This window comes from Mycobacterium sp. SMC-4, assembly GCF_050205565.1.
Lineage (GTDB): Bacteria > Actinomycetota > Actinomycetes > Mycobacteriales > Mycobacteriaceae > Mycobacterium.
The window spans coordinates 153,196-168,838 of sequence record NZ_JBNMQU010000001.1 but is presented as its reverse complement, the minus strand read 5'-3'; the positions used below and the strand labels follow the sequence as shown (position 1 = coordinate 168,838).

Here is a 15,643-nt window from a genome sequence, read left to right as displayed (position 1 = left end):
TCAGCTCAACCGGATCGACAACTCCGAGAAGCCGGCCGCCGGATAGGTCGCGGGGACGGCCCGCCCGCCGAGTGTGATGCGTCGCGTCGCGGCGAACAGTTCTTCGAGCACGATGCGGAACTCCATGCGCGCCAGTGGCGCGCCGGGGCAGACGTGGATGCCGCGCCCATACAGCAGGTTGCGCCCAGGGTCGCGTCCGAGCCGGAACTCGTCGGCGGCGTCGAACGCGCGCGGGTCGCGGTTGGCCGACGCCCACATCACGGTCACAGGCGCCTCGGCCGGGATGCGGGTGTCGCCGAGCCTGACCTCGGCCGTGGTGCGACGCCGGTTGCTGATCAAGGGCGCGTGCAGCCGCAGGATCTCGTCGCAGGCCGGCTCGATGAGCGTCGGGCCGGCGCGTAACCGGTTCTGGACGTCGGGATGGGCGGCCAGGAACTGCGCGAGGATCCCGACGCCGGCCGCGATGGTGCCGAGCTCGCCGACGGTCCAGTTGCGCACGATGGAGACGATCTCGTCGTCCCTCAGCGGCCGACCGTCGACGACCTCGCCCAGCAGATCGGTGGTGGTGTCCTCGGGGGCGCCGGGTCCGCGTCGTGCGTCGAGCTGCGCGCGGATGTAGCCGTCGAAGGCCAGCGCCACCGCGGACATCTTCTCCCGGTCCTGGGCGTGCACGGCGGCGTGATTGCTCTTAACCCACTCGCGCAGCGGCTCCTGCAGCGAGTCCGGCCACCCCATGAACGCGCACTGGGCGCGGCCGGCGTAGGGCTCGGCGAACGCGTCGACGAAGTCGAACTCGGCCTCCCGCGGCAGGGCCGCCACCAGGTCAGACGTGATCGCCCGCAGCCGCGGCTCGAACGTCGCCAACCGGTCGGCGGTGAAGTACCGGTCCACGACGGCGCGGAACGCGGTGTGCTGCGGCGGATCCATGCCGTTGGGGACGGCGACGTGCCGCGCGGAGACGGCGTTGGAGAACGTCTCGTGGTCGTCGAGCACCCGGACGACGTCGGCGTGTCCGTGCACCGGCCAGGTGTCCGGCCCCGTCACCGCGGCGCCGCGGTCGAGGGCAGCGGGATCGTCGCGGTCACGGTGGTGCCGGCGCCGGGACGGGACCGGATGTTGAGCCGTCCTCCCACGATCTCGGCGCGCTCGGCCATCGAGAGCAATCCGTATCCCCCCATCTCGTCGGCACCCAGCGGGTGCTCGAAGGTGTCGAAACCGATGCCGTCGTCGGCGATCTCGAGCCGCGCGATGTCACCGTGCTCGCTGCGATCGACGCGGAACGTCAGCCGCGCGGACTTCGCCCGCGCATGCTTGACGACATTCTGCAGGCATTCCTGGGCGATGCGGTACAGCGCGAGCTCGATGTGGTCGGGCAACCGGGGGTCGGCGAGGTCGAGCTCGATGCCGACCTGCGGGATCGATCGGGCCAGGCTGGCCAGCCCGCCGGAGAGCCCGAGGTCGTCGAGCACCGGCGGGCGCAGACCGCTGATCGCCGCGCGTGCCTCCTGCAGCGTCAGGTCGGCCAGTTCGCGGGCACGTTCGAGCTGTTCGGTCAGGGCGTCGCGGTCATCGAGCGCCTGGGCCGCGGCATCCAGCCGGTACGACAGGGTCACCAGCCGCTGCGAGATGCCGTCGTGGATGTCGCCGGCCAGCCGGCGGCGCTCCAACTCCTGCGCTTCGATGACCTGCTCGACGAAGTTCTCGTGCGCGCGTTCGCGGGCCACCAGCTGTCGGTGCAGACGCGCCTGGTGCATGGCGCCGGCGATCAGCCGCCCGATCACCAGCAGCAGCTCGACGTCGCGATCGCCGAAGTCGCGCTCGGCGACGGTGTGCACGTTGAGCACGCCGACCAGGCCTCCCGGGGCGGTCTCCATGGGGACCGACACCATCGAGGTGAAGTCGCGGCCGCGCAGCGAGTGGAACGGCAGGTACCGCGGATCTGATTCCTTGTCCCTGCGGATCACCACCGGTTTGCGGTTGCTGGCCACCCACCCCGAAATGCCCTGTCCGAGCGGCAGTCTGATCTTTCCGACCTCGGAGTCGAACGGCGGGGTGGCCCCGGCCAGCGTCAGCGAGCGTTCGGTGTCGTCGAGGACGTGGACGAAGCACACGTCGCTGTCGGTGGACGCGGTGATCATCCGTGCCGCCGCCGCGGCCAGCGGTTCGACGCCGGGCCCGCTCGAGGCCGCCTCGATGAGCTCGCGCAGCAGCGCCAGTTCGCGGTCGGCGGTCAGGACGGCGCGGGCGGACGAGCTCATTGGTAGATGCCCTCCCGCAGCGCCGTGGCCACGGCACCGGTGCGGTCGCTGACCCCGAGCTTGCGGTAGATCGAGCTCAGGTGCGTCTTGACGGTTTCGTCGCCGATGATCAACTTGGCCGCGATGGCGCGGTTGGACAGCCCGTTGACCACCAGGGCCAAGATCTCGCTTTCGCGCTGGGTCAGTCCCTGACGCGCCCCGGGCCAGAATTCGTCCCGCTGCAGCCGCGCCGCGGTGTCCACGGCCCGGGCGGCCATGCCGGGGTCGATCGCTGTCGCACCGCCGTGGGCCAGCTCGAGCTGGCGGACCAGTTCCTCGCTGCTGATGCTCTTGAGCAGATAGCCCGACGCACCGACCCGCAGCGCTTGGAACAGGTATTGCTCGTCGTCGTAGACCGACAGCATCACGACTTTGCGGTCCGGGTCGCGGGCCCGCAGCTGCTGGCAGACGTCGAGGCCGCTGGAGCCCTGCATACGCACGTCGCACAACACGATGTCGGGGTTGTGCTCGGCGACCACGTCGAAGACGTGTTCGGCGCCGACGGCCTGACCCACCACGGTCACGCGGTTTTCGAACGCGGCCAGCATCGCCTTGAGGCCTTCGATGACCATCTCGTGGTCGTCCACCAGCACGATCCGCACCGGTGTCGCATCGGCCATGCCCCCAACCTTAGGGGCGCGGCCCGGTCGTGGTGATCAACTTCGGGTGCATCGTGGCGCGGCGAATCCCCCTAATGGGGGAGGCGGGCGCGGTGTGACCTACGCCACGATCAGATCCATGCAACCTATCGACGGGAAAGCATGGCGAGCCGGCCGGTTCTGGTGGGACTGGCCGCAGCCCAGCGACGCGAACATGGTTCCGCTGCGGGCGGTGATCGTCGACCTCGACGCCCTCGCCGACATCGACACGGCGGGGCATCGTCCGGCCTTCAACGCGGCTTTCGACGAACTCGGACTGGACATCAACTGGTCCGAGCAGCGCTACCGGCAGCTGCTGGTGCTCTCCGACGAACGCCGGCGGGTGGCAGCCGAGCTGCGCAAGCGCGGCGTGTGTTGCGAGTGCGACGTGTTGGCCGAACTGTTGATCGACGAGATCTGCGCGGCGAAGGAGATGATTCTCGACGAGACCATCCTCGACGCCGACGTGGCGCCCCGCCCGGACATCGTCGACGTGATCACCGAGGCAACGGGTTCCGGGGTTGCGGTGGGAATCGTGAGCACCGGAAGCCACACCTGGGTGGAACCGCTGGTCCGTCAGCTGGTCGGCGACGGTGTGGTCGCGACGGTGGTGACCGTCGACGATGCCCCGGACGGAACCCTGTACCAGCGTGCTCTGGACGAACTCGGTGTCACCGCGCAGGATTCGCTCGCGTTCGCGGGGTCGCCGGCGAGCCGGCGCGCGGCCGAGACGGCGGGGTTGCCGACGGTGTTGGTGGCCGGGGACGACGAACGCGTGCCGTTGCGTCTGGCCGACTGTCAGCAGGTGCGCGACAGCTGGAGTCAGTCACATTCGATTACGGCGGCCTGATCGCGGACCCGATTTCCGGCGGCGTCGTCGATGACGTCGGTCAGTACGCGGTAGCCGCCGCTGTCGGCCATGTCCGCTGCGATACGGTGCGACGCTGCACGGAAACTGGGCTCGCTCAGCACGCGCCGCACGGCGCGGCGCAGCGTCCGGACGGCGGGGCGGTCGCGACGGATCTGTAGACCGACACCGGACCAAGCGACACGGGCACCCACCTCCGGCTTGTCCTCTTTGCCGCCGGTGGCCACGATGGGCACGCCGTAGCGCAGCGCGTACTGCACGCCGCCGTATCCGCCGTTGGTCACGAAAACATCGGTGCGAGGCAGTAATTCGTCGTACGGCAGGTATTCGGCGGCGCGGACGTTCGCAGGCAGGGGCGGCAGTGTGTCCAACGGCCGACCGCCGGTGGAGACGACCACCAGCACATCGTCGTCGGCCATCGCGTGTGCCGTCGGGACGATCAGTTGGGTGTAGTCCTTGTTGGCGATGGTGCCCTGCGTGACGTGCACGACCTTGCTGGTGCCGTCCAGATCACCCCACCACGGGGGAAGCGGTGCGTGGGATCCGCTGGCCGACAGGGGCCCTGCGAAGTGGACGTGCGGCGGCATGCCCGAGCGGGGGTACTCGAATGCGGGCACGGTGAACTGGACGACGGCGTCGGCGTGGCGTGCCCAGTCCATCATCGGGAACGGCAAGTCGGTGCCGTGCATTCGTCGGTGAATCTCGTTGCTCAGGTCGGTGATCCCGCTGAGCAGACCGCGTGTCAGGCGCTCCAGGATGACGTTGCGGGCACGGTTGCCGTATCGCGCGGGCGGCAACCCGAGGCCGAACGGTGCGACGTCGGGGCTCGACATCGACAGCGGCAGCACGCCGCAGTAGACGATCGCCGGGCGTGCCGGACGGGGGCGGCTCAGCAGGAACGGCGCGGCGGCGAAGGTCGGGTCGACGAGCAGCACGTCGACGGGTTGCTCGGCGTTCGCGGTCATCACCGCCTCGATCTGTGCGGGAACGGGCCGGACGAACATGTGCTCGATGTCGAAGGCGACGGCTTTGATGCCGCGCAGCGCGGCCCGTTGCGGAAAACGGACGTCGGAATCGACGCGGTCGTCGTAGTCGGCTTCCCCGGCGAGCGCGATGTGACGGGCGCCCGTGGCGGACACAGGGTCGGCGAACCGGCTGCCGGTGAGGAACCGGACGTCGTCGCCGCGGTCGACGAGGTGACGTGCCACGGCCAGCAGGGGGGTGACGTGCCCGTGGATCGGCACGCTGGCGATCAGGATCGAGGCCACGGTGGCTCCTTCGAGAGGTTGGCTACGATGGCGTAGTATTCAGCACTATGGCATACAGGTCAATATCGGATTCGGAAGAGCCGCCCCGTCGCTACCGATCTGAGCTGCGGCGTCAACAGGCCGAGCAGACCCGGCACGCCGTCGTTGCGGCCGCGGCTGCGCTTTTCGCCGAGAACGGGTATGCGGGAACCACGTTGGCCAAGATCGCGGCTGAGGCCGGGGTGTCGGTCGAGACGGTGCAGACCCACGGGCCGAAGGCCGCGCTGATGATCGCGGCGGTCGAATACAGTGCGTTCGGTCGCAGCGGCGACCGCAACATCCTCGACGGCGACGTGGGCGACCGATTGGCGCAGATCGACGATCCGCAGGAAGCGGCCGAGTTCATCGTGACGCTGCAGGCCGACCTGCACAGGCGCTCCGCGCGCACCGCGCGGGCACTGTTCAGCGGCGCGGCCTCGGACCCCACGCTGGACCGCTACCTCGAGGAACTGCTGGACGGCATCAAACGCCAGGTCCGCCGGATCCTGGTGGTGTTCCGCGAGCGCGGTTGGCTGCGCGAGGACGTACCGTTCGACGAGGTCGTCGAGACAGCGGCGCTGCTCGCCGATGTCGAGACCTATCTCAAGATCGTCGACCGCAGCAGGTGGAGCGAGCAGGCCTACCGGAAGTGGCTGCGCCGCATGCTCGCCGAGACGATCATGAACCCCGCAGGAGTTCGATCACGGCGCTGAAGTCCTTGTCGGCATGTTCGGCAGCGAAATCGGCGTAGATCTGGGCGGCATGGCTGCCCAGCGGCGCCGACGCACCGGTGGACTCGACGGCCGCCATCGCCAGGCCCAGGTCCTTGTTCATGAGCGCGGTCGCGAACCCCGGCTTGAAGTCGTTGTTGGCCGGCGAGGTCGGAACCGGGCCCGGCACCGGGCAATTCGTGTGCACGGCCCAACAGTTCCCGGTGGCGCCGGTGATCACGTCGAACAGCGACTGCGCCGGCAGACCGAGCTTCTCGGCCAACACGAAGGCCTCACCGATCGCGATCTGCTGCACCGCCAGCACCATGTTGTTGCACAGCTTCGCCGCCTGGCCGGCGCCCGAGGCGCCGCAGTGGATGATCTTGCCCGCCATCGGTTCGAGTACCGGCTTCGCGCGTTCGAACGCCTCGTCCTCGCCGCCGACCATGAAGGCCAGCGTGCCCGCCGTGGCGCCCTTGATGCCGCCGGAGACCGGCGCGTCGATCTGGGCCAGGCCCCGGTCCGTCGCCTGGGTGTGAATGGTGCGGGCGTCGTCGACAGAGATCGTGGACGTGTCGATCAGCAGCGCCCCGGACTTGGCCGCCGGCACCACCTCATCGTAGACGGACTTGACGATGTTGCCGTTGGGCAGCGACGTGATGACCACGTCGGCGTCGGCCACCGCTTCGGCGCCGGTGTCGAACACCTTCGCGCCCTTGGCCTTTGCCGCCTCTTTCAACTCGGCGACCAGATCGAAGGCGTGCACGTCGTGTCCGGCGCCCACCAGGTTCGCCGCCATCGGACCGCCCATGTTGCCCAGGCCGAGGAACGCGATCGTCGTCATCTGTTTTCCCGTCGGTTGTCAGGATGCGCGGGCTCGGCCCGCAGCGGACCGTCCGATCACCACACGCATGATTTCGTTGGTGCCTTCCAGGATTCGATGCACCCGCAGATCGCGGACGATCTTCTCCAAACCGTACTCACGCAGATACCCGTAGCCGCCGTGCAGTTGCAGCGCCTGGTCGGCCACCTCGAAGCATGCGTCGGTGACGTAGCGCTTGGCCATGGCGCACAGCTCGACCTTGTTCGGGTGGTCGTCGTCGAGAGCTGTTGCGGCACGCCACAACAGCGACCGCGACGTCTCCAGCGCAGTGGCCATGTCGGCGAGGGTGAACCGGATGGTCGGCTCGTCGAGCAGCGAACCGCCGAACGCCTGCCGATCGGCCAGGTACGCCGCGGCCTTCTCGTAGGCGGTCTGCGCGCCACCCAGCGAGCACGCCGCGATGTTGATCCGGCCGCCGTTGAGGCCCTTCATCGCGATGCCGAACCCGGTGCCCTGACCGTCCGGGCCGCCGAGCATCGCATCGGCCGGCACCCGAGCGCCCTCGAAGATGACCTGCTTGGTGGGCTGGGCGTTCCAGCCCATCTTCTGCTCGTCGGTACCGAAGCTCAGCCCGGGAGTGTCTTTGGGAACGACGAACGTCGAGATTCCTTTGGGCCCTTCGTCACCGGTGCGGGCCATCACCACGTACACGTCCGAGGACCCGGCGCCGGAGATGAACTGTTTGACCCCATCGAGGATGTAGTCGTCACCCGAGCGAACAGCCCTGGTGCGCAACGCGCTCGCATCCGATCCGGCGCCCGGCTCGGTCAGGCAGTAACTGGCGATGGCATCCATCGACGCCATCCGCGGGACCCACTCCTTGCGCTGCTCCTCGGTGCCGAAGCTGTCGACCATCCACGCGCACATGTTGTGGATGGACAGGAACGCCGACACCGTCGGGTCCGCGGTCGCCAACTTCTCGAAGATGCGCACCGCGTCGATGCGCCGCAGCCCGCTGCCGCCGGCGTCCTCGCGACAGTAGATGGCCGCCATGCCCAGTTCGGCGGCCTCGCGCAGCACGTCGGTGGGGAAGTGGTGCGTCTCGTCCCACTCCAGTGCGTGCGGCGCGAGCCGCTTCTCGGCGAACGCGGCGGCCGTCTCGGCGATGACGCGCTCGTCCTCGTCCAGGCCGAAATAGTCCATCGGGATCTGCTATTTCATCGTCGGGATGACGAACTCCGCGCCATCCTTGATGCCCGACGGCCACCGCTGGGTCACGGTCTTGGTCTTGGTGTAGAACAGGATCGAGTGCGGGCCGTGCTGGTTGAGGTCGCCGAAGCCGGACCGCTTCCAGCCGCCGAAGGTGTGGTAGGACACCGGGACCGGGATCGGCACGTTGACACCGACCATGCCGACCTGGACCTTCGAGACGAAGTCCCGGGCGGCGTCACCGTCGCGGGTGAAGATCGCCACGCCGTTGCCGTACTCGTGCTCGGTGGGCAGGCGCAGCGCCTCGTCGTAGTCCGTGGCGCGGACGATGCACAGCACCGGACCGAAGATCTCGTCGGTGTAGATCGACATGTCGGTGGTGACGTGATCGAACAGCGTGGGCCCGATGAAGTAGCCACCCTCGAGGCTCTGGTCGTCGAAAGTCATTTCGTCCGAAGCACGTTCGCGCCCGTCGACCACGAGTTCGGCGCCGGCCTCCACGCCCTGGGCGATGTAGTCCTTGACGCGGTTGAGCGCGGCCTCGGTGACCAGCGGGCCGTAGTCGGCTTTCGGGTCCAGGCTGTGTCCGACACGCAGTTCCTTGACTCGCTCGGCGAGCCGGGCGCGCAGGCGGTTCGCGGTGTCCTCGCCGACCGGGACGGCGACGCTGATCGCCATGCAGCGCTCGCCGGCGCTGCCGTAGCCGGCGCCGATCAGCGCATCGACAGCTTGGTCGAGGTCGGCGTCCGGCATGATGATCATGTGGTTCTTGGCGCCGCCGAAGCACTGTGAGCGCTTACCGTTGGCCGCGGCGGTGGAGTAGATGTACTGCGCGATGTCGGAGCTGCCGACGAAGCCGACCGCCTGGATGTCGGGGTGGGTCAGGATCGCGTCGACGGCTTCCTTGTCGCCCTGTACCACCTGGAAGACGCCGGCGGGCAGCCCGGCCTCGATGAACAGCTCGGCCAGTCGGACCGGCACCGAGGGGTCGCGCTCGGAAGGCTTGAGGATGAACGCGTTTCCGCATGCCAGCGCCGGACCGGCCTTCCACAGCGGGATCATCGCGGGGAAGTTGAACGGCGTGATGCCCGCGACCACGCCGAGCGGCTGCCGCAGCGAGTAGACGTCGATCCCGGTGCCGGCGCCTTCGGTGTACTCACCCTTGAGCAGGTGCGGGATTCCGATCGCGAACTCGATGACCTCGATGCCGCGCTGGATGTCGCCCTTGGAGTCGCCGACGGTCTTGCCGTGCTCGATGGACAGCAGCTCGGCCAGCTCGTCGACGTTCGCGTTGACCAGCTCGATGAACCGCATCATCACGCGGGCGCGGCGCTGCGGGTTCCACGCGGCCCATTCCTTCTGCGCCTCGACGGCCGAGGACACCGCGGTGTCGACGTCGGCCGCGCTGGCGAGCAGGACCTGGGCCTGCACCTGTCCGGTGCTCGGGTTCAGGACGTCAGCGGTGCGCGTGGACGCGAGGTCGCTGCGCTTGCCGTCGATGAAGTGGGGGATGCGTGTGGTCATGTCAAAGCCTTCTTCCGCGTCGATACTTGGATATCCTAGTAATCCCGCTCTCATGATCGCAAGGGGCTGCGCGGGTCGGTTGTCCACAAACCCGAATCCATCCCCAACTCGCGCTCCACCTGGATCTTCGGGAACCGGGTGGCCATGACTCGAACTAGTGTTCGAGTCATGGAAAGTCCTGTCGCATCGGCGCTCGCGGCCCTGGCGGCCGCGCGTGATGCCGTGAACGCGCTGGATCTGACCTCTTCGAGTCACGGCGAACTGCTCGAGGTGATGGACGCGCTGGAGGTCGACTCGCGCCGCGCACCGGTGTTGCAGCATCGCATCGTCAACCGGCTGAGTGCCGAGGCCAACCCGTTGGAGCTCGGTGCCACCTCACTGTCGAAGCTGCTGGCGTTCCGGTTGCGGATCAGTGCGGCCGAGGCGCGTCAGCGCATCGATGCGGCTGCGGATCTGGGGCCACGTACGGCGATGACGGGCGAAGCGTTGGCTCCGGTCTTGGAGCACACGGCCGCGGCGCAGCGCGGCGGTCGGATCGGTGCTGAGCACATCAAGGTGATCCGGGAGTTCTTCGCCGCGTTGCCCGAGGCGGTCGACGCCGAGACCCGCGTCGAGGCGGACCGGACCCTGGCGAGCATCGGCGGACGCCAAGGTCCTGAGGGGCTGCGCAAAGCCGCGAATCGACTGCTCGCGCACCTGCACCCGGACGGTGATCTCAGCGACGCGGAGCGGGCTCGCAAACGTTGTGTGCACCTCGGACCCCAGCGTTCGGGCGGCCTGAGTCGGATCAGCGGTGAACTCACGCCGGAGGCCAGGGCGGTCTACGAAGCGCTGTTCGCGAAACTCGCGGCACCGGGGATGTGCAATCCCGACGACGAAGAACCGACCGTCGACGGTGAACCGGCGGATGGGGCCAGGGATTCCCGGTCACAGGCGCAGCGCAACCACGATGCACTGCTGGCGATGGGCCGGATGCTGCTGTGCTCCGGGAACTTGGGCCAACTCAACGGTCTGCCGGTCACGGTGATCGTGTCGACCACCCTGTCCGAACTGGAGTCCGGTGCGGGACAAGCGATCACCGGCGGTGGATCGTTGCTTCCGATGCGCGACCTGATCCGCATGGCCGCGCACGCCTACCACTACCTGGCGGTGTTCGACGACCACACCCAGCAGACCCTGTATCTCGGACGGACCCGGCGGTGTGCAAGCGCGGCCCAGCGAATCGTCCTGCACGCCAAGTACCGCGGTTGCACACGCCCCGGATGCGACGCGTGCGGCTACCGCTGCCAGGCGCACCACGGCAGGGACGACTGGAAGAACAACGGGCGGACCGACATCGACGACCTGACTCTGGCGTGCGGACCGGACAACCGCATGATCGAGACCACCGGCTGGACCACGGTGCAGCGCAAGGACGGTCGCACCGAGTGGATTCCGCCGCCGAGCCTGGACACCGGGCAGGCGAGGGTGAACGATCTGCATCACCCGGAGCGAATGCTGCGCTATCCGGATGACCCGGATGTCGAGGCGGCGCCATGACGGAGTTCCTCGACGAACGCCTGGCACTGGTCCCACGTGGGCAGCAGTCCCTCCGCGCGCGCCTCGTCGAGGGTCGCTGCTTCGCGGTCGCGCTCGGACAGCACCACCTCGCCGTCGAAGGGCCACTCGATGTCCAGTGCCGGGTCCAGCGGGCTGACGGTGTGCTCGCGGTCCGGGGCGTAACCCGCCGAGCACAGATACATCACCGTCGAATCCTCTTCCAGCGCAAGGAAAGCGTGGCCCAAACCCTCGGACAGATAGATCGAGCGGCGGTCGCGGTCGTCCAGCCGCACCGCATCCCAGCGGCCGAAGGTGGGGGAGCCCACCCGGATGTCCACGGCCACGTCGTACACCGCGCCGCGCAGGCAGGTCACGTACTTGGCCTGGCTCGGCGGCAGCTGCGCGAAGTGAATCCCGCGCAGTACTCCGGCCGCCGACACCGAACAGTTGGCCTGCCGCAGGTCGAAGCGGTGCCCGGTCATCTCGGAAAAACCCGGATCGGTGAACCACTCGAAGAACAGCCCCCGGGCGTCGGTGTGCACGGTCGGGGTGATCTCCCACGCGCCCGGCACCGCGAGCTCACGGGTCCTCACTGGCCGCGCTCCGCGTACCGTGCCTCGACGCGCTCTTTCAACGGCCCCCACCAGGATTCGTTGCCGCGGTACCAGTCGATCGTCTCGCGCAGGCCGGCTTCGAAGTCGGTGTGCTCGGGCGTCCAGCCCAGTTCGGTGCGCAGCGGCGTCGGATCGATGGCGTACCGCAGGTCGTGGCCGGCCCGGTCGGTGACGTGGTCGAAGTCGTCGGCCGAGCGGCCCATCAACCGCAGGATGGTGCGCAGCACGGTCAGGTTGTCGCACTCGCCGTCGGCGCCGATCAGATACGTGCGGCCGATCTCACCGTCGTTGAGGATGCGCCACACCGCGCTGTTGTGGTCGTCGACGTGAATCCAGTCCCGCACGTTGGCGCCGGTGCCGTAGAGCTTGGGGCGTCGCCCGGTCAGGACATTGGTGATCTGACGCGGAATGAACTTCTCCACATGCTGATAGGGGCCGTAGTTGTTGGAGCAGTTCGAGATCGTCGCAGCCACCCGGTAGGACCGCACCCACGCACGCACCAGCATGTCCGAGGAGGCCTTGGTCGCCGAGTACGGGCTCGACGGGTTGTACGGCGTCGACTCGGTGAACCGCGCCGCGTCGTCGAGCGGCAGATCGCCGTACACCTCGTCGGTCGACACGTGATGCAACCGCACCCCGTGCCGGCGTACCGCCTCCAGGACGGTGAAGGTGCCCACGACGTTGGAGTGCACGAACGGCGCCGGATCGGCCAGCGCGTTGTCGACGTGCGTCTCGGCGGCGAAGTGCACCACCGTGTCGGACTCGGCGACCAGCGTGTCCACCAGCGCGGCATCGGTGATGTCGCCCCGCATCAGCCGAATCCGGTCGGCGACCGGCGCCAGCGACTCCTCGCTGCCGGCGTAGGTCAGCGAATCCAGCACCGTCACCCGGACGTCGGGACGCTCCCGCACGGTGGCATGGACGAAGTTCGCACCGATGAAACCCGCGCCGCCGGTGACCAGCAGCCGCATCAGCCGGTGGTGCCCAACGGGCCGGCCAACTCCTCGAGTGTCGAGAGCAGTTCGTCCGGGCCGCCGAGCACCTGGACGGCGACGTGGTCGGCGCCGGCTTGCAAGTGCTCGATCAGCCGCGCGGCGATCTCGTCCGGCGTGCCGTGGGCCACCACCGCGTCGATGAAGCGGTCGGTGCCCGGCGGTTCCAGGTCCTCGTCGGTGAAGCCGAGGCGTTTCCAGTTGTTGACGTAGTTCGACAGCCCCAGATAGAACTCGACTGCCTCTCGGCCGATCTCGCGGGCCTTCTCGCTGTCGGTGGTCAGCACCACCTTGTGCTCGGGCGCCAGCAGCACGGTCGGGCCGACCAATTCGCGGGCCTGACCGGTGTGCACCGGGGTGGTCAGGTAGGGGTGCGCGCCCGCGCTGCGCTGCGCGGCCAGTTTCAGCACCTTCGGACCGAGCGCGGCGATCACCCGCCGGCTGGTCGGAACCTTCGCGGAGTCCAGGACATCGAGATAGTCGTTGAGTGCCTGATACGGGCTGGTGTACTGCTCGGTGTGCTCGGGATGGCCCACCCCGACACCGAGGACGAAGCGGCCCGGAAACGCCTTCTCGATGCGGTGGTAGGACTCGGCGACCTCCCCGGCCGCTGCGGTCCAGATGTTGACGATGCCGGTCGCGACCTGCAGTCGGTCGGTGCTCTCCAGGATCGGTTCCACGAACGACAGGTCCGCCGCGGGAGAGGCTCCCACCCAGAGAGTGCCGTAGCCCAGCTTCTCGATCTCGGTGGCCTGCTCAGGTGCGACGGGACCACCCGTCCACACCCCGAAGCGTCCCAGTGCCGGCTTCAGCGATACGCCTCCGCTGTCGGTCATGCATTCCCCTTCGTCAGTCCCAGCGGCCCGGCCAGTTCGGCGAGCGCCGGGACCAGCTTGTCAGGCGTGGTGAGCACCTGGACGGGCACGTGGTCGGCGCCTGCCTCGAGGTGTTCGGTCAACCGCGCCGCTATCTGCTCGGGCGTGCCGTACGCCACGACGGCGTCCACCAACCGGTCACTACCCGGTTTCGTGACGTCTCGATCACTGAACCCCAGACGTTTCCAGTTGCTGACGTAGTTCGTCAGACCCAGGTAGATCTGCAGCGCCTCCCGGCCCGTCGCCCGCGCCTGCTCCGCATCGGTTGTCAGGACCACTTTGTGCTCGGGTGCCAGGAACGCCTCCGGGCCGATCAACTCACGCGCTCGCGCGGTGTGTTCGGGCGTCGTCAGATATGGATGCGCACCCGCCGCCCGCGCGGCCGACAGCTGCAGCACCTTCGGGCCCAGCGCTGCGATCACCCGGCGCTCCCGCGGGACGTCATGGGCGTCCAGCGTGTCGAGGTAGTCGGTCAGCGCGTCGAGAGGTTTGCGGTACTGCTGGTCGGCCTCGCGGTGACCGACGCCGATGCCCAGGACGAACCGACCGGGATGCGCGGCGTCGATGCGGTGGAACGACTCGGCCACCGCGCCGGCCTCGGCGCTCCAGATGTTGACGATGCCGGTGGCGACGCGCAGCGCTGTGGTCGCCTCGAGAATCGGTTCCACCCAGTCCAACTCGGCGGGCGGCGACCCGCCGACCCAGACGGCACCGTAACCGAGCGCTTCGATCTCGGCGACCTGCTGCGGGGTGACGCCGCCGCCGAAAGATCCGAACCTGCCGAGATCCAACGTGCCGGTCATTCCGCGGTCACCGGGCCGGGGGCTTCCAGCGGAAGCCACACGATGAACTTCGTGTCGCCGGGCTGCGACTCGACCGACAGGTTGCCGCCGTGCTTTTCGACGACGATGCGCCACGCCAGGTCCAGGCCGAGGCCGGTGCCCTCGCCGAACGGTTTCGTGGTGAAGAACGGCGTGAAGATCCGCTCGATGACGTCCTTGGGGATTCCCGGCCCGTCGTCGCAGATCTCCACGCGCACCCCCTGGTCGGTCGAGCGCATCGTGCGCACGGTCAGCGTGCCGTGACCGTCCATCGCCTGGATTGCGTTGTCGATGATGTTGGTCCACACCTGGTTGAGATCCCCGGGGTAGCACAGCAATTGCGGCAGCGACTTGTCGTACTCCTTGACCAGCTTGATCGGTCCGTCCTTTCCGATCTTGCCGCCGAACATCATCAGCGTGCTGTGCAGCAACTCGTGGAGGTCGGCGCTCTGGTACGGCGCCCGATCCATCTGCGAGTACTGCTTGGCCCCGGCCAGCAGCGCCGAGATCCGCTTGCTGGCCTCGGCGATCTGGTTCATCAGCAATTCGTTGTCGATCGTGTACTTCAACCAGCCGATCGCGCCGGGCAGTGTCGCCGAGCAGTCCACGCCGGCGATCGAGGCCTCGACCCGCTCCAGCCAGTCGACGTCCAACCCGGCCTCGACGAACGTCGACGCGTAATCCCACGCGCTGTCGATTCCGTGCGCCTCCAACCAGTCGCCGATCTGGTCCTCGCGGTCGGACGCCTCCAGCGCCGTCAGCTCCTGCGACTTCGACTTGGCCACCTGTTCGGCGACCTCGTCCTGAATGCTGACCAGCACCTTCAACGCGGCCGGGGTGAACTGGCCGTCGGCCAGCATGGCGAGCTTGTGGCGGACCTTGCCGACGCTCTCCCGCAGGTCGGCCACCGCCCGGGCGGTCGCCCCGGCCGGATTGTTGAGCTGATGGGTCAGGCCCGCCGACAGCTGGCCCAGGGCCAGCAACTTTTCTCGCTGCCCCAGGAGTTGCCGCTGGCGAAGGCCGCCGACCATGTGGCCTTCCAGCAGATGCACGGCCATCGGGAATTCCTTGTGCATGAAGTCCGCGAATGCCGACGCGTCGAGCACGAAGAACCGTGACGGTCGGGTCACCCGCACCGACGCCTCGTAGAGGTGCTTCTCCTTCGGGATGTACGCCGACCACGCCCCGCAGTACACGCCGCGCTGGGAGGTGCGGTTGGTTTCGATCTCCACGCCGCCCGACCGCTTCGACAACACCAGCTCGCCGTCGATCAGCACGTAGAAGCACGTCGCCGGCTCGCCTTCGGTGACGATCGGGCCGGGCTCGAAGGTCTCGATGTGGCCGTTCTCACACAGCGTCTGCAGTTGCTCGTCGTTGAGCGCCTCGAACAGGAACAACGAGCGCAGCTCGTCGGGAAGGCACTTTCCGCCCATGTCTGATCCTTCCT

15 protein-coding genes are annotated in these 15,643 nt (G+C 68.3%); 3 read left to right on the top strand and 12 right to left on the bottom strand.

Features of this window, described 5'->3' with window-relative positions; genetic code table 11:
- From ACQI46_RS00785 to ACQI46_RS00775, 3 genes are read right to left on the bottom strand one after another with little or no spacing between them, the layout of a single operon-like run.
- The gene (locus tag ACQI46_RS00785; RefSeq protein ID WP_427092044.1) at positions 1–1,044 is read right to left on the bottom strand and encodes a cytochrome P450; all 1,044 of its coding nucleotides are present in this window, start codon (positions 1,042–1,044) and stop codon (positions 1–3) included.
- Positions 1,041–2,258 carry a GAF domain-containing protein gene (locus ACQI46_RS00780; RefSeq protein WP_427092043.1) on the bottom strand — a complete coding sequence of 406 codons (1,218 nt, stop codon included), beginning with the start codon at positions 2,256–2,258 and terminating at the stop codon, positions 1,041–1,043. The genes ACQI46_RS00785 and ACQI46_RS00780 overlap by 4 nt, the downstream gene beginning before the upstream one ends.
- On the bottom strand, positions 2,255–2,917 hold the full coding sequence (locus ACQI46_RS00775) for a response regulator (protein WP_427092042.1): 663 nt from the start codon (positions 2,915–2,917) through the stop codon (positions 2,255–2,257). Before ACQI46_RS00775 ends, ACQI46_RS00780 begins: the two co-directional genes overlap by 4 nt.
- A gap of 118 nt (positions 2,918–3,035) precedes the next feature.
- On the opposite strand from ACQI46_RS00775, the gene ACQI46_RS00770 reads away from it, so the two are divergent.
- Positions 3,036–3,785 (top strand): HAD family hydrolase, encoded by a 750-nt coding sequence (locus ACQI46_RS00770; protein WP_427092041.1) that lies wholly within the window; start codon positions 3,036–3,038, stop codon positions 3,783–3,785.
- Here the strand turns inward: ACQI46_RS00770 and ACQI46_RS00765 are convergent.
- Positions 3,758–5,071 (bottom strand): glycosyltransferase, encoded by a 1,314-nt coding sequence (locus ACQI46_RS00765; protein ID WP_427092040.1) that lies wholly within the window; start codon positions 5,069–5,071, stop codon positions 3,758–3,760. The genes ACQI46_RS00770 and ACQI46_RS00765 overlap by 28 nt on opposite strands.
- 47 nt (positions 5,072–5,118) lie before the next feature.
- Here ACQI46_RS00765 and ACQI46_RS00760 point away from each other — a divergent pair, with 47 nt between their 5' ends.
- On the top strand, positions 5,119–5,802 hold the full coding sequence (locus ACQI46_RS00760) for a TetR/AcrR family transcriptional regulator (protein WP_427092039.1): 684 nt from the start codon (positions 5,119–5,121) through the stop codon (positions 5,800–5,802).
- Here ACQI46_RS00760 and mmsB read toward each other — a convergent pair.
- From mmsB to ACQI46_RS00745, 3 genes are read right to left on the bottom strand one after another with little or no spacing between them, the layout of a single operon-like run.
- Positions 5,768–6,643, bottom strand: coding sequence for a 3-hydroxyisobutyrate dehydrogenase (mmsB, locus tag ACQI46_RS00755; RefSeq protein ID WP_427092038.1), 876 nt, complete (start codon positions 6,641–6,643; stop codon positions 5,768–5,770). The genes ACQI46_RS00760 and mmsB overlap by 35 nt on opposite strands.
- 18 nt (positions 6,644–6,661) lie before the next feature.
- A complete protein-coding gene (locus tag ACQI46_RS00750) occupies positions 6,662–7,825 on the bottom strand; it encodes an acyl-CoA dehydrogenase family protein (RefSeq protein WP_427092037.1) in 1,164 nt (387 codons plus the stop codon).
- Between the two features lie 9 nt (positions 7,826–7,834).
- Positions 7,835–9,355 (bottom strand): CoA-acylating methylmalonate-semialdehyde dehydrogenase, encoded by a 1,521-nt coding sequence (locus tag ACQI46_RS00745; protein ID WP_427092036.1) that lies wholly within the window; start codon positions 9,353–9,355, stop codon positions 7,835–7,837.
- Positions 9,356–9,523: 168 nt separating this feature from the next.
- Between ACQI46_RS00745 and ACQI46_RS00740 the strand changes: the two genes are divergently transcribed.
- Positions 9,524–10,894: an HNH endonuclease signature motif containing protein gene (locus ACQI46_RS00740; RefSeq protein ID WP_427092035.1), complete on the top strand. Its 1,371-nt coding sequence runs from the start codon at positions 9,524–9,526 to the stop codon at positions 10,892–10,894.
- On the opposite strand, the gene rfbC is transcribed toward ACQI46_RS00740, so the two are convergent.
- From rfbC to ACQI46_RS00715, 5 genes are read right to left on the bottom strand one after another with little or no spacing between them, the layout of a single operon-like run.
- Positions 10,858–11,487, bottom strand: coding sequence for a dTDP-4-dehydrorhamnose 3,5-epimerase (rfbC, locus tag ACQI46_RS00735; protein ID WP_427092034.1), 630 nt, complete (start codon positions 11,485–11,487; stop codon positions 10,858–10,860). The genes ACQI46_RS00740 and rfbC overlap by 37 nt on opposite strands.
- Entirely contained in the window at positions 11,484–12,479 is a 996-nt protein-coding gene (gene rfbB, locus ACQI46_RS00730) for a dTDP-glucose 4,6-dehydratase (RefSeq protein WP_427092033.1), read from the bottom strand. The genes rfbC and rfbB overlap by 4 nt, the downstream gene beginning before the upstream one ends.
- Complete coding sequence (locus ACQI46_RS00725; RefSeq protein WP_427092032.1) at positions 12,479–13,336, bottom strand: LLM class F420-dependent oxidoreductase; 858 nt, start codon at positions 13,334–13,336, stop codon at positions 12,479–12,481. The genes rfbB and ACQI46_RS00725 overlap by 1 nt, the downstream gene beginning before the upstream one ends.
- Positions 13,333–14,178, bottom strand: a complete 846-nt coding sequence (locus tag ACQI46_RS00720) for an LLM class F420-dependent oxidoreductase (protein ID WP_427092031.1) — start codon at positions 14,176–14,178, stop codon at positions 13,333–13,335. Before ACQI46_RS00720 ends, ACQI46_RS00725 begins: the two co-directional genes overlap by 4 nt.
- Entirely contained in the window at positions 14,175–15,629 is a 1,455-nt protein-coding gene (locus ACQI46_RS00715) for an ATP-binding protein (protein ID WP_427092030.1), read from the bottom strand. Before ACQI46_RS00715 ends, ACQI46_RS00720 begins: the two co-directional genes overlap by 4 nt.
- Between the last annotated feature and the right edge of the window lie 14 nt (positions 15,630–15,643).

Coding starts and splice junctions, on each gene's coding strand:
- ACQI46_RS00780 (WP_427092043.1), bottom strand. CDS start 2,258: ATGAGCTCGTCCGCCCGCGCCGTCCTGACCGCCGACCGCGAACTGGCG.
- ACQI46_RS00775 (WP_427092042.1), bottom strand. CDS start 2,917: ATGGCCGATGCGACACCGGTGCGGATCGTGCTGGTGGACGACCACGAG.
- ACQI46_RS00770 (WP_427092041.1), top strand. CDS start 3,036: ATGCAACCTATCGACGGGAAAGCATGGCGAGCCGGCCGGTTCTGGTGG.
- ACQI46_RS00760 (WP_427092039.1), top strand. CDS start 5,119: ATGGCATACAGGTCAATATCGGATTCGGAAGAGCCGCCCCGTCGCTAC.
- mmsB (WP_427092038.1), bottom strand. CDS start 6,643: ATGACGACGATCGCGTTCCTCGGCCTGGGCAACATGGGCGGTCCGATG.
- ACQI46_RS00750 (WP_427092037.1), bottom strand. CDS start 7,825: ATGGACTATTTCGGCCTGGACGAGGACGAGCGCGTCATCGCCGAGACG.
- ACQI46_RS00745 (WP_427092036.1), bottom strand. CDS start 9,355: ATGACCACACGCATCCCCCACTTCATCGACGGCAAGCGCAGCGACCTC.
- ACQI46_RS00740 (WP_427092035.1), top strand. CDS start 9,524: ATGGAAAGTCCTGTCGCATCGGCGCTCGCGGCCCTGGCGGCCGCGCGT.
- rfbB (WP_427092033.1), bottom strand. CDS start 12,479: ATGCGGCTGCTGGTCACCGGCGGCGCGGGTTTCATCGGTGCGAACTTC.
- ACQI46_RS00725 (WP_427092032.1), bottom strand. CDS start 13,336: ATGACCGACAGCGGAGGCGTATCGCTGAAGCCGGCACTGGGACGCTTC.
- ACQI46_RS00720 (WP_427092031.1), bottom strand. CDS start 14,178: ATGACCGGCACGTTGGATCTCGGCAGGTTCGGATCTTTCGGCGGCGGC.
- ACQI46_RS00715 (WP_427092030.1), bottom strand. CDS start 15,629: ATGGGCGGAAAGTGCCTTCCCGACGAGCTGCGCTCGTTGTTCCTGTTC.